This is a genomic window from Mesorhizobium sp. B2-9-1 (assembly GCF_006439455.1).
GTDB lineage: Bacteria > Pseudomonadota > Alphaproteobacteria > Rhizobiales > Rhizobiaceae > Mesorhizobium.
Window position 1 is genome coordinate 430,729 of sequence record NZ_VFTP01000003.1, and the last position, 17,063, is coordinate 447,791.

The window sequence follows — 17,063 nt, forward strand, 5'->3', positions numbered from 1 at the left end:
CGCCGATCCACCTTCTCCCACAAGGGGAGAAGGGAAGACCTCTACACCGGCCGGTAAACCCTCTCGGCCGTGTTCCAGAAGATATCCGCCTCAGCGTTCGCGCCATGCTTCGTCACCGCCGCGCGGTGCGCCTGGATCAGCTCGGCATGGCTGGTCCACAGCTTCTCGATCGGGAAGTTCGAGCCGAACATCAGCCGGTCGCTGCCGAGGATCTCGATCGCGTTGTCGACGATGTAGGCGATGAGCTCCGGATCGTTGCGGTGGACGAAGGTGCCGAGCCCCGACAGCTTGGCGTAGAAATTGGGCGCTGCCGAAAGCGTGCGCAGGCCCGCCTTCCATGCTTCGGTGGTTTCCGGCTCCATGCCGGTCAGCATGCCGGCATGGGTGAGGATGAAATTCGTCTGAGGGTTCTCGCCGACCAGTGTCAGCCCGTCCTTCATCTGCGCGGGAAAGAGCTGCAGGTCGAAGGAGAGGCCGTAATCCTTCAAACGCGCCACGTTCTTCCGCACTTTCGGATCGATCACCTGGTCGGCCGAAGCGGCGAAACGGAAGGCGGGCGTCTCGTGCCAGTGGAGCTGCATGCGCACGCCGCGCAGCAGCTTGTATTTCATCAGCCGGTCGATCTGCGGGCGGACATCGTCGACCGTCATGTCGGCATAGCCGACGATGGCGTGCGGCCAGCCGGTTTCATCTGCGGTGTTCTGCAGGAACGCGACCTCCTTTTCGAAATCCTCCTTGGCCCAGTTGGTCTGGACGTAGACGGCCTTCTCGACGCCCGAGCCTTTCTGGTCCTCGAGAAACTCCGTGATCGGATAGTCGCGGCGGATCGGCTCGTAGGGGCCGAAGATGCGCGGCACCATCGGCCCGACCAGCCAGGGCTGGTCCTTCTGGCGCCAGATGTGGAAATGCGCGTCGATGGCTTTCTGCATCACGATATCCTTTTCCAGATGGAAGCGGCCGCAGGCGCAGGACGGGCGAGCGACAGGATGAAATCGGTCAGGCTTCCGACCGACGAGCCGTCGACGAGATCGTCAAGCGCCGGCAGGATGGCGCGGAGCGCCGCAGTTTCCGGCCGAAAGCGCGGATCGCCGGCGAGCGGCGTCGCCAGCGACAGCCGGAAGGCGCGGGCGCTGAACCGCCGCATCGCGATCTCCAGTTCGGCATGGCTGCCGCGTTCCAGGCCATCGGACAGGATGACGACGCAGGCACCGCGCGGGAAGGCGGAAAAGCGTGGCACCGACAGGAAGGCGAGCAAGGTCGGGCCCATGCGCGTGCCGCCGTCCCAATCGTCGACAAGTGCTGCGGCGCTGGCGAGCGCCTGCTCGCGGTCGCGGATGCGCAGCGCCGAGGTGATGCGGGTGAGCCGCGTACCGAAGGTGAAGACTTCGGCGCGGTCCGCGCCTTGCACCGCCGCATGCGCCAGCTTGAGGTAGTCGGCGGTGTGCAGCTTCATCGATCCGGAGACATCGATGAGCAGAAGCAGTTTTCGCGAAATTGTTTGCCGGCGACGCAGCAGCGGCGAGGGTATGTCGCCATCGGCGCTGACGATTTCGCTCAGCGAGCGCCGGAGGTCGAGCGTGCCGCGCGAACGCGTGCGCGCGGTGCGGAAGGAACGGCGCGCGGGCAGGGCGGAGGCGAGCTTGCTGCGGAACTGGCCAAGACCATCGGGATCGCGCTGGAAATCGCGGCTGCTCAGCTGCTCGAGCGCCGAGGAGAGCTCGCCGCCTTTCTCCTGGCGAGCGATCTGGTTCTCTTCCTCGCGCGTGCCGCGATTGTCCTTGACGCGGGTTTCGTCGTCCTCCTCATCTTGGATCGAAGGCTTGGCGTCGCCGTAGAAATAGGCGCGGAAATGCGCCTCGAATTCGCCGCGGCGATCGGGCGAGGGCGCCAGTGTTGCCAGGGCTGCCTCGCGGATGTCGTTCATCGAGCGCGGCCCAAGCAGGGTGACCGCTTGCATGAAACCGGTCACCTGTTCGGGTGCGATGGCGAAGGCGTGACGGCGCAGCAGGCGGGCGAAGCCGAGAAAAGGCGCGGCGGCACGAGGCAAGCTTTCCTCTCCCCGTTCACGGGGAGAGGATGCCGGCAGGCAGGTGAGGGGCGGCGCCATGTTCTGCCTAGCGTGGCGCTGCCCCTCATCCGCCCCTTCGGGGCACCTTCTCCCCGTGAACGGGGAGAAGGGATTGTTGAGGTCACGCATCACGCCAGCGCCTCCTCGACAATCCTCCCCAGCTCAGGCGCAATGGCAGTCAAATCCTCCTCGTCCTTGATCAGCACGCCGATGGCGCGGCGGAAGGCTTGCGGCCATGGGCTGCCGCCTTTTTCGAGGATGGTCGCGGCATTCGCCCATTCGACCGCTTCGGCGATACCCGGCGGCTTGGCCAGGGGCCGCGCGCGGATCTCTTGCACGGCATTCGCCACCGCTTTTGCCGTCGCCTCGGCGACGTTGCCCGAGCGCAGCATGATGATCTCGGCCTCGCGCGCGGCGTCTGGATAACCAATCCAATGATAGACGCAGCGGCGGCGCAGCGCCTCGGCCAGCTCGCGCGTGCGGTTGGAGGTGAGGACGACGATCGGCTGCGTGGCGGCACGGATCGTGCCGCGTTCCGGGATGCTGATCTGGAAGTCGGAGAGGAATTCGAGCAGCAGCGCCTCGAACTCGTGGTCCGAACGATCGATCTCGTCGACCAGCAGCACACGCTCAACCGGTGCGCGCAACACCTGCAGCAGCGGCCGGGCGATCAGAAAACGGTCGTCATAGATGTCGATCTCATGCTCGCCGGCATGGCGGATGGCGAGCAGCTGGCGCTGGTAGTTCCACTCGTAGAGCGCATGCCCGGCATCGATGCCTTCATAGCATTGCAGCCGCACCAGCTCGCGGCCAAGCAGTTCGGCCACCGCCTTGGCGGCCTCGGTCTTGCCGACGCCCGGCGCGCCTTCGAGCAGCAGCGGCTTGCCCAGGCGGATCGCCAGGAAGATCGCGGTGGCAAGGCTGTCGTCGGCCAGGTAGCGCGAAGCGGCAAGGCGCGCGGCTATCGCTTCCGGCGAAACCGCGACCGCAACGGCGTCGGCGCTGGTCATCTTCCCCTCAGCCCGCGGCCTGCGCCTTCAGCGCGCGCAGGATGCGCTCGGGCGTGATCGGCAGCGTGTCGATGCGGACGCCGACGGCGTCGAACACGGCATTGGCGACGGCCGGGATCTGCGGGTTGGCGCACATCTCGCCCGGACCCTTGGCGCCGAACGGGCCGTCGGCGGAAGGACGCTCCAGCACGATGACCTCGGTCTCGGCCAGATCGCCGGGACCCGGCATCAGATACTGGTTGAAGTCGGTGCCGCCATGGTCGCGGCTCGGATAATAAGGTTCGGTCGTCTCGTAGAGCGCATGGCTGATGCCCATCCACGAGCCGCCGACGAGCTGCTGCTCGACCATCTTCGGGTTGAGCGCGCGGCCGATCTCGAAGACGTTCTTCACGGTGAGCACCGTGACCTCGCCGGTCTCGTCGTCGACCTCAACCTCGGCCACCGTGCAGGCATGGGCGTAGCAGGTCGACGGCTTCATCGCGCCGGTCTCCTTCTCCGGATAGGAGCGCGGGATCAGGAACATGCCGCGGCCGGAGATCGAGCGGCCGCGCTTGAAATGCGCCGACAGCGCGACATCGAAGATCGAGATCGATTTCTGCGGCGCGCCCTTCACCTGTATGTTGCCCTGGCCGTCGGTCTCAAGGTCGGAGGCGTTCACCTCCAGCTCCTCGGCGGCCACTTCCAGCATCACCTGGCGGGCTTCCTTGGCCGCCTGGATGACCGCGTTGCCGGCGCGGTGCGTGCCGCGCGAGGCGAAGGTGCCCATGCAGTGCGGGCCGGTGTCGGTGTCGGCGGTGTCGATGACGACGCGGTCGGTCGGCACGCCGATCGTCTCGGCGCAGATCTGCGCCATGATCTGTTTCATGCCCTGGCCCAGATCGACGCTGGACAACGTCACCATGAAGTTACCGGTCGGGGTCGAATGGACCAGCGCCTGGGTCGGGTCGCCGCCGAGGTTCATGCCGGTCGGATAGTTGATCGCGGCGACGCCGCGTCCACGCCGGATCGCCATCTCAGGCTCCCTTCCTGTAGGAGGACATCGCCATGTACTTTTCCGCCACCGGCCAGTTGGCGGCACGCGAGGCTTCCTGCATGCATTCGATCAGCGCCGCGCCCTCGGTCGGCTGGCGATGCGCCTTCATGTCGCCGTCGCGATAGGCATTGACGAAGCGGAACTCGAGCGGGTCCATGCCGATCAGCCGCGCCAGCTTGTCCATCTGCACCTCCAGCGCGAAGTCGCCGATGGTGACGCCAAAGCCGCGCATGGCCGACGAAGGGGTGCGGTTGGTGTAGACGCAATAGGTGTCAATCCAGACATTCGGGATCGCGTAGGGGCCTGGATAGTGCGCCGCGCCCTTCTGCGCGCCATAGGGCGAGTGGCGCGAATAGGCGCCCGCATCGGTGTAGCCGGTCACCTTGCGCGCGACGATGCGGCCGTCCTTCATCACGCCGTCCTTGATGACAACTTTCTCGGCGGCGCGCGGCGAGGAGATCTGCATCTCCTCCTCACGGCTGTAGATAAAACAGACCGGGCGTCCGGTCAGCTTGGCCGCGAGGATGGCGATCGGCTCGACGATGACGTCGACCTTGCCGCCAAAACCGCCGCCAACGGTGCCGCCGACGAAATGCAGTTTCGAGCCCGGCATCTGCAGGATGATCGAGGCGTTGTCGAGGGTGAAGAACATCGCCTGCGTGTTGGTGTAGCAGGTGAAGCGGTCATTGCCTTCCGGCGCCACCACGCAGCCCGTCGTCTCGGTCGGCGCATGCTCGATCGGCGAGGACTGGTATGACTGTTCGAGGATGTGGTCGGCGTGGGCAAAGCCTGCCTCGACATCGCCGAAGCGCACCTTGCGGCACTCGCCGCTGTCATAGAGATAGTAATTCTGGCCGTGATATTCGTTGACCAAAGGCGCGCCGGGCTTCAGCGCCTCCTCCATGTCGAAGACCGCCGGCAGCACCTCGTAGTCGACCTTCACCTTGGCGGCGGCTTCCTGCGCTGCGCGCTCGGTCTCGGCCAGCACCGCCACCACGGCCTCGCCCTTCCAGCGCACCTTGCCGTCGGCGAGCACGGTTTCGTCCTCGGGGCCGATCTGGATCAGGATCAGGATGGTGTAGACATTGTGCGGCACATCCTTGGCGGTCAGCACGCGCACGACTCCCGGATGCTTCTCCGCTTCGGACGTGTCGATCGAGCGGATGCAGGCATGGTGGTGCGGGCTGCGCACCATCTTCAGATGCAGCATGCCCGGGAAGTTTCGGTCGGCGAAATAAGCGGTCTTGCCGGTGACGTGTCCCGGCGAGTCGAGCCGCGGGCGGCCCTGACCGATCTCATGCAGGCCGTCCTTGCGGACATCGGCGAAATAATCCTTGCGCAGTTGCATGGCTCGTTCCCTCAAGCGGCGTTCTGCGAGTTGGCGCGCGCCGCAAGCAGCACCGCCTGGATGATCGGCTCGTAGCCGGTGCAGCGGCAGATGTTGCCGGACAGCGCCTCGACCACATCCTCGCGGCTGGGGTTGGGCGTGCGGTCGAGCAGAACTTTAGCGGCCATGATCATCCCCGGCGTGCAGAAGCCGCATTGCGTGGCGAAGGCATCGAGGAAGGCGCGTTGCAGCGGATGCAGGACGCCGCCTTCGGCAAGGCCGGCGGTGGTCCTGATGTCGGCACCGCCGCAGGTTTCGGCCAGCGTCAGGCAGGAGAGCCTGAGTTCCCCGTCGATGATGACCGAGCAGGCGCCGCAGGTGCCCTGGTGGCAACCGCCTTTGGGCGAGGTGTCGCCGATCTTGTCGCGCAGCGCGTGGAGCAACGTCGTGCCGCTTTCGACGAACTCGGCTTTTTCGGAGCCGTTGAGTGTGAATTGAACAGGTACTTTTGCCATTTTTCCTCCCTGCGCGCCTGCCCGGACCGGCCGGACAGACGCGCGTCCCCCACGGATATTAGTCAAGCAGCAGCCGGCCGAGATGGACCGGCAGAACCACGGCGCGATACCAGGCGCTGGCGATCGGGTCGGTGATCGGCGCGATGCCTTCGCTCGCGGCCATCAGCACCGGCGCGATCTCCTGCGGGGTGAGCTTGCAGCCGAGCAGCGCCTTTTCGGCCGCCAAAGCGCGCATTGGACGATCGGCCATGCAGCCCAGCGCGATGCGAGCCGAGGTCACCGCGCCGTCCGACGCGAGCTCCAGAAGCGCGGCGATGCTCAGCACCGACACACCCTTGGGCTTGACCCGCGATACTTTCAGGAAGCGGAAGCTCTCGGCTTTGGGCAATGAAAAGCCGACAGCCGAGACGATGGCGCGGCTGGTGTCGCGATCGGCCAAAAAAGTCTCGATCGGCACTTCGCCGTCTTCGGTGGCGACGGTCGCGTCCAGCGCCAGCAGCGCCACCGCGAAATCCCCATAAGGGGCAGGGGCGAACAGATTGCCGCCGACGGTCGCCATGTTGCGGATCGCCGGCCCGCCAACGGCGCGCGCGGCCGGCGCGAGCGCGGCAAGCTCGGGATGGCGGGCAATCGCGGCCATGGTGACAGAAGCGCCGAGCCGGACCTTGCCGCCGGAAACCGCGATCTGCGAGAGGCCGGGATCGGTGACGCGGATCAGGCTGGAGACGGAAACGTCGCCTTCATTGGCGGAGCGGACCATCAGCGTGCCGCCGCCAAGATAACGCGTGCCGGCTGCCTGCAAGGCGGCATTGGCGTCTTTCACGCTCGAAAAAGTCTGCAGCATAAGCGACATGGCGCGCTCCGTCAGCTCTGGCCGGCGAAATGGGCCTTCAGGGCGTTGAAACCGCCCTGGAAGACGTTGGCGCCCATGCCTTCGGCCAGCTTGTCGGCCTCCTCGGGCGCGGCGTCGAAGCTCGCTGTCCATTCGGCATAGGTGCGGTTGCCGTCGGTGACGCGCCGCAACTGCAGCGTCGCCTTGTGATTGGTGAGCGGTTGCGGCGTTTCGAGGATCGAATAGCTGACCAGGAAGTTCTCATCCGAAAAGTCCAGCAGCTTCTCGCGCAGCCGCGCGCCGCTGACCAGTTGGAAGTTGCGCACGCAGCCGATCGCGGTGGCGTCCTTGCCGTCCTCGATATGGCTTTCCACCATGCGCGGATGCCAACTGGGCAAATCGTTGAAGTCGCGGATGCGCGCCCAGACCTGCTCGACCGGCGCGTCGATGACGCTGGAGATGGTGACTTTCGCCATAGGCTGGTCCTCTTGCAAAGATCGGGAGCAGGCTAGAGCGGCGGACGGACCCGCGCTTATCAATGCGTCTTGAGCGCCTATCAACCAGTCGGAAAAACCGGCGCGTCGATATTCAGGTGATGCCGGCCTGCAAATGGCGGCTTCCTGCGCTTCCGGTGCTCACGTACCTGAAGTGCGCTCCGCTCCGGCCTTCGCCGGCCGAAGCCCTCATAAGTGTCTTTGCTCTATGAAGGCTACGGCCGGCGTAGGCCGGTTCTCGGGAGCCACCTTGTTTGGTCGCTTCGCGCCCGTCTTCGACTCCGGCTCGGCCTGACCTGAATCTCAACGCGCCTTACGCTGTCGCCCGCGCGGCTTCCCGGTAGAGCGTCGGCGGCACGCCGACATGGTCGCGGAAGAAGCGCGAGAAATTGCCCTGGGTGGTGAAGCCGAGGTTGCAGGCGACGGAGATCAGCGGTTCCTGCGACCACTGCAGCTGGCGCACGGCTTCCTCCATGCGCAGCGTGTTCCAGTAGACGTTCGGCGTCAGGTTGGTCTGTTCCTTGAAGAGCGCGAAAAAGTGCGGCCTAGACAGGCCAACCGAACGGGCGACGTCGTCGAAGGAGATGCGCTCGCAGACATTGGCCTTCATCAGCTGGATCGCCTTGCGGACGCGGAAATCGAGCATCGTGTTGATGCGCGCGCGGGCTATCTGTGGGGCGGATGTATCGGCCGCGTCGAGAACGCTGTCGATGAAACGCTCGATCTCGTAATTGGCGACGTCGTCGATGCTTTCATTGTCGGTGAGGTGATCGAGCAGGTTCGCCGCCGCCTGGTGCAGCCAGGGCTCCAGTGTGATCGCCGCTTGCGTGAACAGCGGCGCGGAGGAGGGCAGGTCGCGGCGCCGGCGCGCCCAATCCGGGTCGATGTAGAAGGCGAGGAACAGGCCGGGCTTGCCGTCGTGGGAAAGGGCGTGGCTGTGCGGCTGGAACGAATTGATGCCGGCCGCGGTGCCAGGCCCAAGCCGCACCGTTTCGCGGCCGATGGTCATTTCGCCTGCCGTGCCTTCCAGCCAGATGATGAGATGCGCTTCGCCATGGGCATGGGTAACGAAGTCGTTGGCGACATTGAGCACGGAAACATGTCCGAACCGGCCCCAGTAGAGCCTGATCGCGTCCGTCATGGCTATCGTTCCTCCCGCAGGCGACTGGCCTCCCTTCGCCTGCCGGGGGATTGTGCGGCTGGGGTGAGGCTGCGTCAAGGCAGACAGGAATGGTGGCCATCTCGCATCGCCCGGCCGGGGCGGATTTTCAGACTGGGCGATAGGCGCGTTCCCTTCTCCCCTTGTGGGAGAAGGTGGATCGGCGCGCAAGCGCCGAGACGGATGAGGGGTGTTCCAGCGGAGTGAGACGCTGGCTTTCCCTGGAGCACCCCTCATCCGTCGCCTTCGGCGACACCTTCTCCCACAGGGGGAGAAGGGAAAGCTAGTCGCTACGCCTGAAATTGCGGATACGGTCGAACAGAACCGCCAGGATGATCGCGCCGCCGATGAAGGTGCCTTGCCAGAAGGCGTTGATGCCGAGCAGGCCGAGGCTGTTGCGGATCACCTCGATCAGCGCGGCGCCGACGATGGCGCCGAGCGCGGTGCCGACGCCGCCGGCCAGATTGGCGCCGCCGATGACGGTGGCGGCAATCACCTGCAGCTCCATGCCGTTGCCGAGATTGGTGGTGACGGCGCCCAGCCACCCGGTCTGAATGATGCCGGCAAGCCCTGCCGACAGCGCCGAGATCATGTAGACGACGACCTTGATCTGCTTGACGGGAACACCGGTCAGCGTCGCCGCATGCTCATTGCCGCCGATGGCGAAGATGTGCCGGCCGAACTTGGTCCAGCGCAGGATGAAGCCGGTGATCGCCGCCAGGAGGATCATGTAGAGCACCGGATTGGCGATGCCGAAAAGCCAGGCGCCGCCGCCCAGTGCCAGAAGCTTCTGGTGGTCCGGCCCGAACTGGAACACCACGGTGTTGTTCGAGGCGACCATGGCAAGGCTGCGCGCCACCGACAGCATGCCGAGCGTGACCACGAAAGGCGGGAAGCCGAGATAGGCGATGAGTAGGCCGTTGAAGGCGCCGATCGCAAGCGCGGTGGCGATCGAGGCCAGGATGCCCACTTCGATCGAATAGCCGGCATGCATGGTGACGGCGAGCACCATCGAGGAAAGGCAAAGCACCGAGCCGACCGAAAGGTCGATGCCGCCGGTGATGATGACGAAGGTCATGCCGAGCGCGACGATGGCGACGAAGGTGATGTTGCGCGTGATGTTGAAGATGTTCTTCGACGTGGCGAAGGAATCGGTGGCGACGGACAGGAACAGGCAGGCGAGGATGACCGCGATCACCACCCAGAAGGTCTGGTTGGCAAAGAGCCGCGACAGGAAGGTGTGCTGCTTCTGCGCGATCGTCTGGTCAAGTGTGACTGCCATTATCGACCTTTCCTGAGGCGTGGACGCCCGATCCACGCGACTACGCAACCTGTTCGATGGCGCCGGTGATCAGCCCGGTGACTTCCTCGGGCGAGCTAGAGGCGATTTTCTTGTCGGCCACCTTCCGGCCGCGCCGCATGACGATAACACGGTCGGCGACGTCGAACACGTCGGGCATGCGGTGGCTGATCAGCACCACGGCGATGCCCTGATCGCGCAGGTGGCGGATGAGATTGAGCACTTCGGCGACCTGCCTGACCGAAATCGCCGCCGTCGGCTCATCCATCAGCACGATCTTGGCCTGCGACAGCATGGTGCGGGCAATCGCCACCGCCTGGCGCTGGCCACCCGACATCTGCTTGACGAGGTCGCGCGGCCGCGTCTCGGATTTCAGCTCGGCAAAGAGCTGGCCGGCGCGCTTGTACATCGCGCCATAGTCGAGAATGCGCAGCGGACCGAAGCCGCGGCGCAGCTCGCGGCCCAGATAGACATTGGCCGCGGCGGTCAGGTTGTTGCAGAGCGCGAGGTCCTGGTGGACGATCTCGATGCCGTGCTGGCGCGCATCCGCAGGCTTGTGCAGGACAAGGTCCTTGCCGTCCAGCCGCATGGTGCCGTGGCTCGGGTGGAAATTGCCAGCGATCATCTTTACCAGCGTCGACTTGCCAGCGCCGTTATCGCCCATCAGGCCGACGACTTCGCCGGCTTCCAGCGAAAACGATACATCGTTGACCGCCTGGATGGCGCCGAAATGCTTCGAGATGTTGGCGAGTTCCAGAACCGACACCAGCCTTAACCCTCCCCTTATTGGCGCAACTGGCCACCGAACCCGCCGGCGCCGCTTGCGTCCTTGTCCCGTCCATCTCCTCCGGAACGGTGCATCCACGCATTTAGGCAAAAGCGGACGGGGGCGTCAATCAATTGTCTGACGATTAATTTCGAGACTCGACGAAAAATCCGTTTTGTAGGACAAATAGCAATTGACGCTGGCGGAAAGCCGATATTAGCTAAGCTTCGGAACAAGACTTTGCCAATCGTCCGTCTATCCGGCGGAGGCAGGCAGATGATTTGAGGGTAAAGGATTCGACTGCATCGGTATTCGGGCGGACGGATCGGCAAATGCTTATCAGCCCGGCGCGGGGCGCGAACATCATGAGATGCTCGTCGTGGTTCTTGTGTATCCGGGTTGATCAGTGTGGCGGGCACGCGGTGTCCGTCTGTTTCAAGGGAGGACTGATATGAGGAAAACACTTTTGCTTGCCGCCGTCGCCGCCATGGCGTTGGGCGCCGGGCCGGCTTTGGCCAAGAAACAGCTCGTCATCGTTGTGAAGGGTCTCGACAATCCGTTCTTCGAAGCCATCCATCAGGGCTGCGAGAAGTGGAACAAGGAAAACGCCAGCTCGGAATATGAATGCTTCTACACCGGCCCGGCATCGACTTCCGACGAAGCCGGCGAGGCGCAGATCGTGCAGGATATGCTGAGCAAGCCCGACACCGTGGCGATGGCGATCTCGCCGTCGAACGCGCCGCTGATCGCGCAGACGATCAAGAGCGCCAATCCGTCGATCCCGATCATGACGGTCGACGCCGACCTTGCCAAGGAAGACGCCGCCCTTCGCAAGACCTATCTCGGGACCGACAACTACCTGATGGGCAAGAAGATCGGTGAGTACATCAAGAAAGCCAAGCCGAATGGCGGCACGATCTGCACGATCGAGGGCAATCCGGCGGCCGACAACATCCTGCGCCGCGCGCAAGGCATGCGCGATGCGCTGACCGGGAAGGAAGGTCTTGCGGCACTTGCCGGCGAAGGCGGCTGGACCGAAGCTCCCGGCTGCCCGGTGTTCACCAACGACGACGGCGCCAAGGGCGTGCAGGCGATGACCGACATCCTCGCCGCCAACCCGAAGCTCGACGCCTTCGGCATCATGGGCGGCTGGCCGCTGTTCGGCGCCCCGCAGCCCTATCGCGACCTGTTCAAGCCGATGGCCGACAAGATCGCCAAGAACGAGTTCGTCATCGGCGCCGCCGACACGATCGGCGACGAGGTGGCGATCGCCAAGGAAGGACTTGTCACCGCGCTGGTCGGCCAGCGGCCGTTCGAAATGGGCTACAAGGCGCCTTCGGTGATGCTCGACCTCGTCGGCGGCAAGAAGGTCGACGATCCGGTCTTCACCGGCCTCGACGAATGCACCAAGGAAACGGCCGACACCTGCATCCAGAAGTAGGCGCAGGTCGCATCCATAACCAATGCAACAGGGGCGCCGCGAGGCGCCCCTGACTTCTTGATGAAGGGCGCTTTCGTCTCAGATCTTCTGCTTCACGCTGTCCTTCGAAGGCATCAGGTCGACGCCGTTGAGCTTGCCGACATGCGTGGCGAGCATCGGCACATACTGTTCCGTGGGGCCGGTGGCGAAGGCGGTCGCAAAGGAATTCTTGGTCGCGTTGCCCAGAGGGTTGGCGATGCCTGCCGCGCCCGCCATCGATTCCAGATAGGTCAGGTCCTTGAAGGCGTTGGCGATGGTGAACTTGTGCGCGTCGCGGTCGCCCTCCAGCGTCCAGCGCATGAAGGTCTGGTAGAAGCCGCAATCCATGCGGCCGTTGCGAATGACGCTGTCGAAGCGTGGCGGCGAGATGCCGACCTTCTCGGCCAGCGCCAGCGCCTCGGAATAGATCGCGGCGTAGCCCAGCGAGATGAAGTTGTTGAGCAGCTTCATGCGGTGGCCGTCGCCGGTATCGCCGATATGGACGATGCGGCCGGCCCAGGTCTCGAGTACCGGCTTCAGTCTGGCGAACACGGTGTCCGGCGCGCCGACCATGGCGTCGAGCGTGCCTTCCCAGGCCTCCTTCGGCGTGCGGCTGAGCGGCGCATCGACATAGTCGACGCCGAGCGCCTTGAGTTCGGCGGCCAGGGCCACGGTCGAGACCGGATCGGAGGTCGAGCAATCGACGACGACCGAGCCTTGCTTCAGGCCCCCCTTCAATCCGCCGGCGCCGCGGATGATCGCCTCCACCTCGCGCGAGCCGGTGACGCAGATGAAGACGATGTCGGAGGCCGCGGCCACGTCCTTGGACGTGGCAACCTCCGTGGCGCCGCGTCCGGCCAAGTCTTCCGCCGGCTTGCGGTTCTTGCGACCGAGGAAAGTCAGCGGATAGCCCTTGTCGACGATGTTCTTGGCGATGCCGTGCCCCATCAGGCCCAGGCCGATGAAACCGATGTTCTCGCGGGCAGCGGTGGTGCTCATGTCGTCTCTTCCCTGTCTTTCATGGTGATGGGCGGCCCGCGCGGCGGGCGATTGTCGAGAAGGTTTCCGCGGATCGCGGGTGGCGGGCGATCGCAGAATGCCATATTGTCTGACAATACACATAATTACCTAGCATTGTGGAGAGCAAAATGACGAAGCGGATCATGTTCACCGGCGGCAGCGGCAAGGCTGGCCGGCATGTCGTGGAATATCTGGTCGAACATGGCTGCCAGGTGCTCAACATCGACACCAAGCCGCTCGACAATCCGAAGGTGCGCACCTTGATCACCGACATCACCGACAGCGGCCAGGTTTTCAACGCGCTGTCGAGCTATATGGGCCTGCACGAGTTCGACCCGTCGCTGAGGGCGCAGCCGGTCGACGCCGTGGTGCATTTCGCGGCGATCCCGCGCATCATGATCACGCCGGACAACGAGGTGTTCCGCATCAATGCGATGGGCACCTACAATGTTATCGAGGCGGCGGTGAAGCTCGGCATCCGCAAGGTTATTATCGCTTCCAGCGAGACGACCTACGGTCTTGTCTTCGCCAACGAGCCACGCAATCCGACGCATTTCCCGCTCGACGAGGATTATGACGTCGACCCGATGGACTCCTATGCGCTGTCGAAGATCGTCAATGAGAAGACCGCGCGGGCCTTCGCTTTGCGCAGCGGCTTCGACATCTATGCGCTGCGCATCGGCAATGTCATCGAGCCGCATGAATATTCGCTATTCCCGAAATGGTTCGCCGATCCCGGTTTCCGCAAGCGCATCGCCTGGAGCTATATCGATGCGCGCGATCTCGGCCAGATTACCTTGCGCGCCATCGAGAAGGACGGCCTGGGCTATCAGGTGTTCAACGCGGCCAACGACGACACCTCGTCGGACCTGCCGACGGCGGAGCTGTTGAAGCGCTTTTATCCGGGCGTGCCGGTCAAGGCCGAACTTGGCGAATATGAGACGCTGCTTTCGAACCGCAAGGCGCGCGATGTGCTTGGCTTCCGGCCCGAGCACAGCTGGCGCAAATACGTCAAGACGGCGTGAGCCGGCGGCAAATGCCGGTTGATCTGTGCACATCCTCGCGCATTGCGGCAAAGCGGGCTTGCCGTGCTTGACAGCTTCTGAAAACGGGATTTTGTGGAACCATGCGGGACGCTAAGCCGAACAACGAAAAGAGGCCGACGAAAATGGCAGCGGCGGAACGTCCGTCCGGCGTTCGCCGGGCCAACGCGTCACGCATCCCGGGCGCCAGCGTGCATGCTTCGCTTGCGAGCGAAATCGGCCTTCGGATCGTGCGCGGCGACTATCCGCCGGGCACTATCCTGCCCAATGAGGCCAAATGGTCGGAGACCTTCGACGTCAGCCGCTCGGCGGTGCGCGAGGCGATCAAGATGCTGATGGCAAAGAGCCTTCTGGCCTCGCGACCGAAGATCGGCAGCTGGGTCGAACCGAAGGAACGCTGGAACCTTCTCGACCGCGACGTGCTCGCCTGGTACGCGACTTCGCCGGACCGCGAGGTGTTCCTCAAGACCGTGCAGGAGTTCCGCCACATCATCGAGCCGGAGGCGACGGCCTTCGCGGCGATCCGGCGCACCCACGAGCAGATGGCCGAGATCAGCCAGGCCTGTCGCGAGATGGGCGAGGCGACCAACCTGCAGGAGCGCACGCGGGCCGACACGCGCTTCCACCTCGCCATCCTCAGGGCTTCCGGCAACGACCTCCTGGTGCCGCTGGGCGTCTTGATCGAATCCGCCTTCGACCATCTCTTCACCTATACGACGCGCGAGCTCGACAATCTGCAGCACGCCCAGAAGCTGCATGAGGCGATCGAACGCAGTATCCGCCTGCAAAGGCCGGACGCGGCGCGCAATGCGGTGCGCAAGCTGCTGGCCAATACCGACGAAGTGATCCAGTCGCGCTAAGGCCTTGTACTGGGCCAGTTCTCCAGCGCAGAAACTTTGACCGCTGCCCATGCGTCCATAGGCAGATCCCATGCGTTGGCGATTGGCCAAGACGCCTATCGCGGTCGTCATCCACGGGCGGAGCAAGGAGCGAAGCGACGCGCGCAGACCCGAGGATCCATGCCGTGACTTGGAAGCGCCGTGGCGGTCCAGAATTCTGCACCGTTGCACACTTCGGTCGATGTAACGGCATGGATTCTAGGGTCTACGCTCCGCTTCGCGTAGCTCCGCCCTAGAATGACGAGGTTGGGGTCTTCAGCTCATCGCCAGCGTTTGCGCTGACTACCCCAAACGGATGTTGATAGCCTTGCCCGACAAGCCTGCAATATTTCCAGATCCCTGCGTTGAGGAACTGGTGCTAGCCGCTCTCAGCAATCCTCAATTCTGCTTTTCGCGACCGAAGGCGACACGCAGCTCGTCCTTCGCTTTTTCCAGCACCTTCTTGCGCTCGTCAGGCAGATTCTTGCCGGCACGGTTGATGTAGAAATTCAACATCGACATGGCGGATTGGAACGGCTCTGCCTTGCGGCGGTGGCTGTGCTCGGCCGAGCGCTTGAGCGATGCGGCGATCTTCTTCGCGTCATCGGATTCGAAGACGTGCTCCTCGAGATCGAGGGCGTCGCTGTGCTCGGTCACGTCGGCCGACCATTTCTTCTTGGCGGTCATGACAAACTCCTTCCTTCAAAGAAACCCCATGAGGTGAGGCGGGTTCCCGGTTCTGGAGCCACGGATTTGCCGGTCGTGGCGCTGCTCGGCCCGGAAAATGGGCCGATAGTGCGCTCAAACACCCGATCTCGAAGAAATCGTGGACAGGAAACGCCGTGACGACAGTTCCAGGAAACGCGGCAAACAGCGCCGGCATCGACAGCTTCTATGCGTGGACGCGGCTCGGCATCTCCTTGCTGCTGGCGACCATCGGCGGCGTCGGCATGTGGGCCGTAGTCGTGGTCCTGCCCGCCGTGCAGGCCGAGTTCGGCGTCGATCGTGCCGCCGCGTCGATGCCTTACACCGCTACCATGGTCGGCTTCGCCGCCGGCAATGTGCTGGTCGGCCGCGCCATCGACCGTGTCGGTTACTGGATCCCGGCGCTGGTTTCCTCGATGGCCCTGGTTGCCGGCTTCGCGCTGGCGTCGCTCTCCACTTCGATCGTGCAATTCACGCTCGCCCAAGGCTTGCTCATCGGGGTGGGGACATCGGCGATTTTCGGACCGCTGATCGCCGATATCTCGCACTGGTTCAACCGCCGGCGCGGCGTTGCCGTGGCCACGGCCGCGGCCGGCAGCTATCTCGCCGGAACGGTCTGGCCAGCAATCATACCGCCGCTGATGAAGGCGGAGGGTTGGCGCTTCACCTATGTGGCTATCGGCATCGCTTGCCTGGTGACTATGGCGCCGCTGGTCATAATGCTGCGACGTCGCGCCCCGGTGGTCGTCGCAGGCTCGCCAGGCGCACGCCCGGTCCAGCCGATTTCATTGTCGCCGGCCGCCCTTCAGGCGCTGCTCGTCATAGCCGGTCTTGGCTGTTGCGTGGCGATGTCGATGCCGCAGGTGCATATCGTCGCCTATTGCATGGACCTCGGCTATGGCGTCGCTCACGGCGCCGATATGCTGTCGATCATGATGGCCGCCGGCGTCGTCAGCCGCCTTGTTTCCGGCTTCGTCGCCGACCGTATCGGCGGGGTGAAGACCTTGCTGATCGGTTCGGTGCTGCAGTGCCTGTCGCTGTTCTTCTACATTCCCTTCGACGGTCTTGCCTCGCTCTATGTCGTCTCGCTGGTGTTCGGCCTGTCGCAAGGCGGCATCGTGCCCTGCTATGCGATCATCGTGCGCGAATACATGCCTGCCAGGGAGGCCGGCCAGCGCGTTGGCATCGTCATCATGGCGACCATTTTCGGCATGGCCATCGGCGGCTGGATGTCGGGCTGGATCTACGATCTCACCGGGTCTTACGCGGCCGCCTTCCTCAACGGAATTGGCTGGAACCTGCTCAACATCCTGATGATGGTCGTGGTGTTCTGGAGGGCAAGGCGCAGCGGCGTCGTCATGGCCTGACGGCTCGCGACGGCGCTTCTCCTGGAAATGCCCTCAGCTTGACAACAAATCGCGGCTGCGCGACGCCAAGGGCAGGGAACGTGGCAC

17 protein-coding genes are annotated in these 17,063 nt (G+C 64.2%); 4 read left to right on the forward strand and 13 right to left on the reverse strand.

All coding sequences use genetic code 11. The features are described from left to right. Window positions 1-41: 41 nt before the first annotated feature. From FJW05_RS09335 to FJW05_RS09385, 11 genes are all read right to left on the reverse strand, one after another. Window positions 42-929, reverse strand: a complete 888-nt coding sequence (locus FJW05_RS09335; protein ID WP_181164889.1) for an amidohydrolase — start codon at window positions 927-929, stop codon at window positions 42-44. Continuing rightward, complete coding sequence (locus FJW05_RS09340; protein WP_246673303.1) at window positions 929-2,047, reverse strand: VWA domain-containing protein; 1,119 nt, start codon at window positions 2,045-2,047, stop codon at window positions 929-931. Before FJW05_RS09340 ends, FJW05_RS09335 begins: the two co-directional genes overlap by 1 nt. Before the next feature lie 149 nt (window positions 2,048-2,196). Continuing rightward, entirely contained in the window at window positions 2,197-3,078 is an 882-nt protein-coding gene (locus tag FJW05_RS09345) for a MoxR family ATPase (RefSeq protein ID WP_140630676.1), read from the reverse strand. Window positions 3,079-3,085: 7 nt separating this feature from the next. Beyond that, a complete protein-coding gene (locus tag FJW05_RS27885; protein ID WP_140630678.1) occupies window positions 3,086-4,090 on the reverse strand; it encodes a molybdopterin cofactor-binding domain-containing protein in 1,005 nt (334 codons plus the stop codon). Between the two features lies 1 nt (window position 4,091). Beyond that, window positions 4,092-5,459 (reverse strand): xanthine dehydrogenase family protein molybdopterin-binding subunit, encoded by a 1,368-nt coding sequence (locus tag FJW05_RS27890; RefSeq protein ID WP_140630681.1) that lies wholly within the window; start codon window positions 5,457-5,459, stop codon window positions 4,092-4,094. An 11-nt stretch (window positions 5,460-5,470) separates the two neighbouring features. Next, window positions 5,471-5,953: a (2Fe-2S)-binding protein gene (locus FJW05_RS09360; RefSeq protein ID WP_140630684.1), complete on the reverse strand. Its 483-nt coding sequence runs from the start codon at window positions 5,951-5,953 to the stop codon at window positions 5,471-5,473. Between the two features lie 58 nt (window positions 5,954-6,011). Continuing rightward, on the reverse strand, window positions 6,012-6,806 hold the full coding sequence (locus FJW05_RS09365; RefSeq protein ID WP_140630687.1) for an FAD binding domain-containing protein: 795 nt from the start codon (window positions 6,804-6,806) through the stop codon (window positions 6,012-6,014). A gap of 11 nt (window positions 6,807-6,817) precedes the next feature. Then, complete coding sequence (locus FJW05_RS09370) at window positions 6,818-7,261, reverse strand: SRPBCC family protein (RefSeq protein ID WP_140630689.1); 444 nt, start codon at window positions 7,259-7,261, stop codon at window positions 6,818-6,820. Between the two features lie 331 nt (window positions 7,262-7,592). Beyond that, the gene (locus tag FJW05_RS09375) at window positions 7,593-8,420 is read right to left on the reverse strand and encodes an AraC family transcriptional regulator (protein ID WP_140630692.1); all 828 of its coding nucleotides are present in this window, start codon (window positions 8,418-8,420) and stop codon (window positions 7,593-7,595) included. Between the two features lie 301 nt (window positions 8,421-8,721). Next, window positions 8,722-9,720: an ABC transporter permease gene (locus tag FJW05_RS09380; RefSeq protein ID WP_140544420.1), complete on the reverse strand. Its 999-nt coding sequence runs from the start codon at window positions 9,718-9,720 to the stop codon at window positions 8,722-8,724. A gap of 40 nt (window positions 9,721-9,760) precedes the next feature. Beyond that, window positions 9,761-10,504, reverse strand: coding sequence for an ATP-binding cassette domain-containing protein (locus FJW05_RS09385; protein ID WP_140544422.1), 744 nt, complete (start codon window positions 10,502-10,504; stop codon window positions 9,761-9,763). Window positions 10,505-10,955: 451 nt separating this feature from the next. Between FJW05_RS09385 and FJW05_RS09390 the strand changes: the two genes are divergently transcribed. Continuing rightward, window positions 10,956-11,945 (forward strand): sugar-binding protein, encoded by a 990-nt coding sequence (locus FJW05_RS09390; RefSeq protein WP_140630695.1) that lies wholly within the window; start codon window positions 10,956-10,958, stop codon window positions 11,943-11,945. Window positions 11,946-12,023: 78 nt separating this feature from the next. Here FJW05_RS09390 and FJW05_RS09395 read toward each other — a convergent pair whose 3' ends face one another. Continuing rightward, the gene (locus FJW05_RS09395; RefSeq protein ID WP_281405766.1) at window positions 12,024-13,085 is read right to left on the reverse strand and encodes an NAD(P)-dependent oxidoreductase; all 1,062 of its coding nucleotides are present in this window, start codon (window positions 13,083-13,085) and stop codon (window positions 12,024-12,026) included. Window positions 13,086-13,111: 26 nt separating this feature from the next. Here FJW05_RS09395 and FJW05_RS09400 point away from each other — a divergent pair, with 26 nt between their 5' ends. After that, window positions 13,112-14,008 (forward strand): NAD(P)-dependent oxidoreductase, encoded by an 897-nt coding sequence (locus tag FJW05_RS09400; protein WP_140630702.1) that lies wholly within the window; start codon window positions 13,112-13,114, stop codon window positions 14,006-14,008. Between the two features lie 101 nt (window positions 14,009-14,109). Then, the gene (locus FJW05_RS09405) at window positions 14,110-14,886 is read left to right on the forward strand and encodes a FadR/GntR family transcriptional regulator (protein ID WP_140630706.1); all 777 of its coding nucleotides are present in this window, start codon (window positions 14,110-14,112) and stop codon (window positions 14,884-14,886) included. Between the two features lie 417 nt (window positions 14,887-15,303). Here the strand turns inward: FJW05_RS09405 and FJW05_RS09410 are convergent, their stop codons facing one another. Beyond that, window positions 15,304-15,591: a DUF3175 domain-containing protein gene (locus FJW05_RS09410; RefSeq protein ID WP_140630710.1), complete on the reverse strand. Its 288-nt coding sequence runs from the start codon at window positions 15,589-15,591 to the stop codon at window positions 15,304-15,306. Between the two features lie 155 nt (window positions 15,592-15,746). Here FJW05_RS09410 and FJW05_RS09415 point away from each other — a divergent pair, with 155 nt between their 5' ends. Further along, window positions 15,747-16,976 carry an MFS transporter gene (locus FJW05_RS09415; RefSeq protein WP_140630713.1) on the forward strand — a complete coding sequence of 410 codons (1,230 nt, stop codon included), beginning with the start codon at window positions 15,747-15,749 and terminating at the stop codon, window positions 16,974-16,976. The last annotated feature ends 87 nt before the right edge of the window (window positions 16,977-17,063 follow it).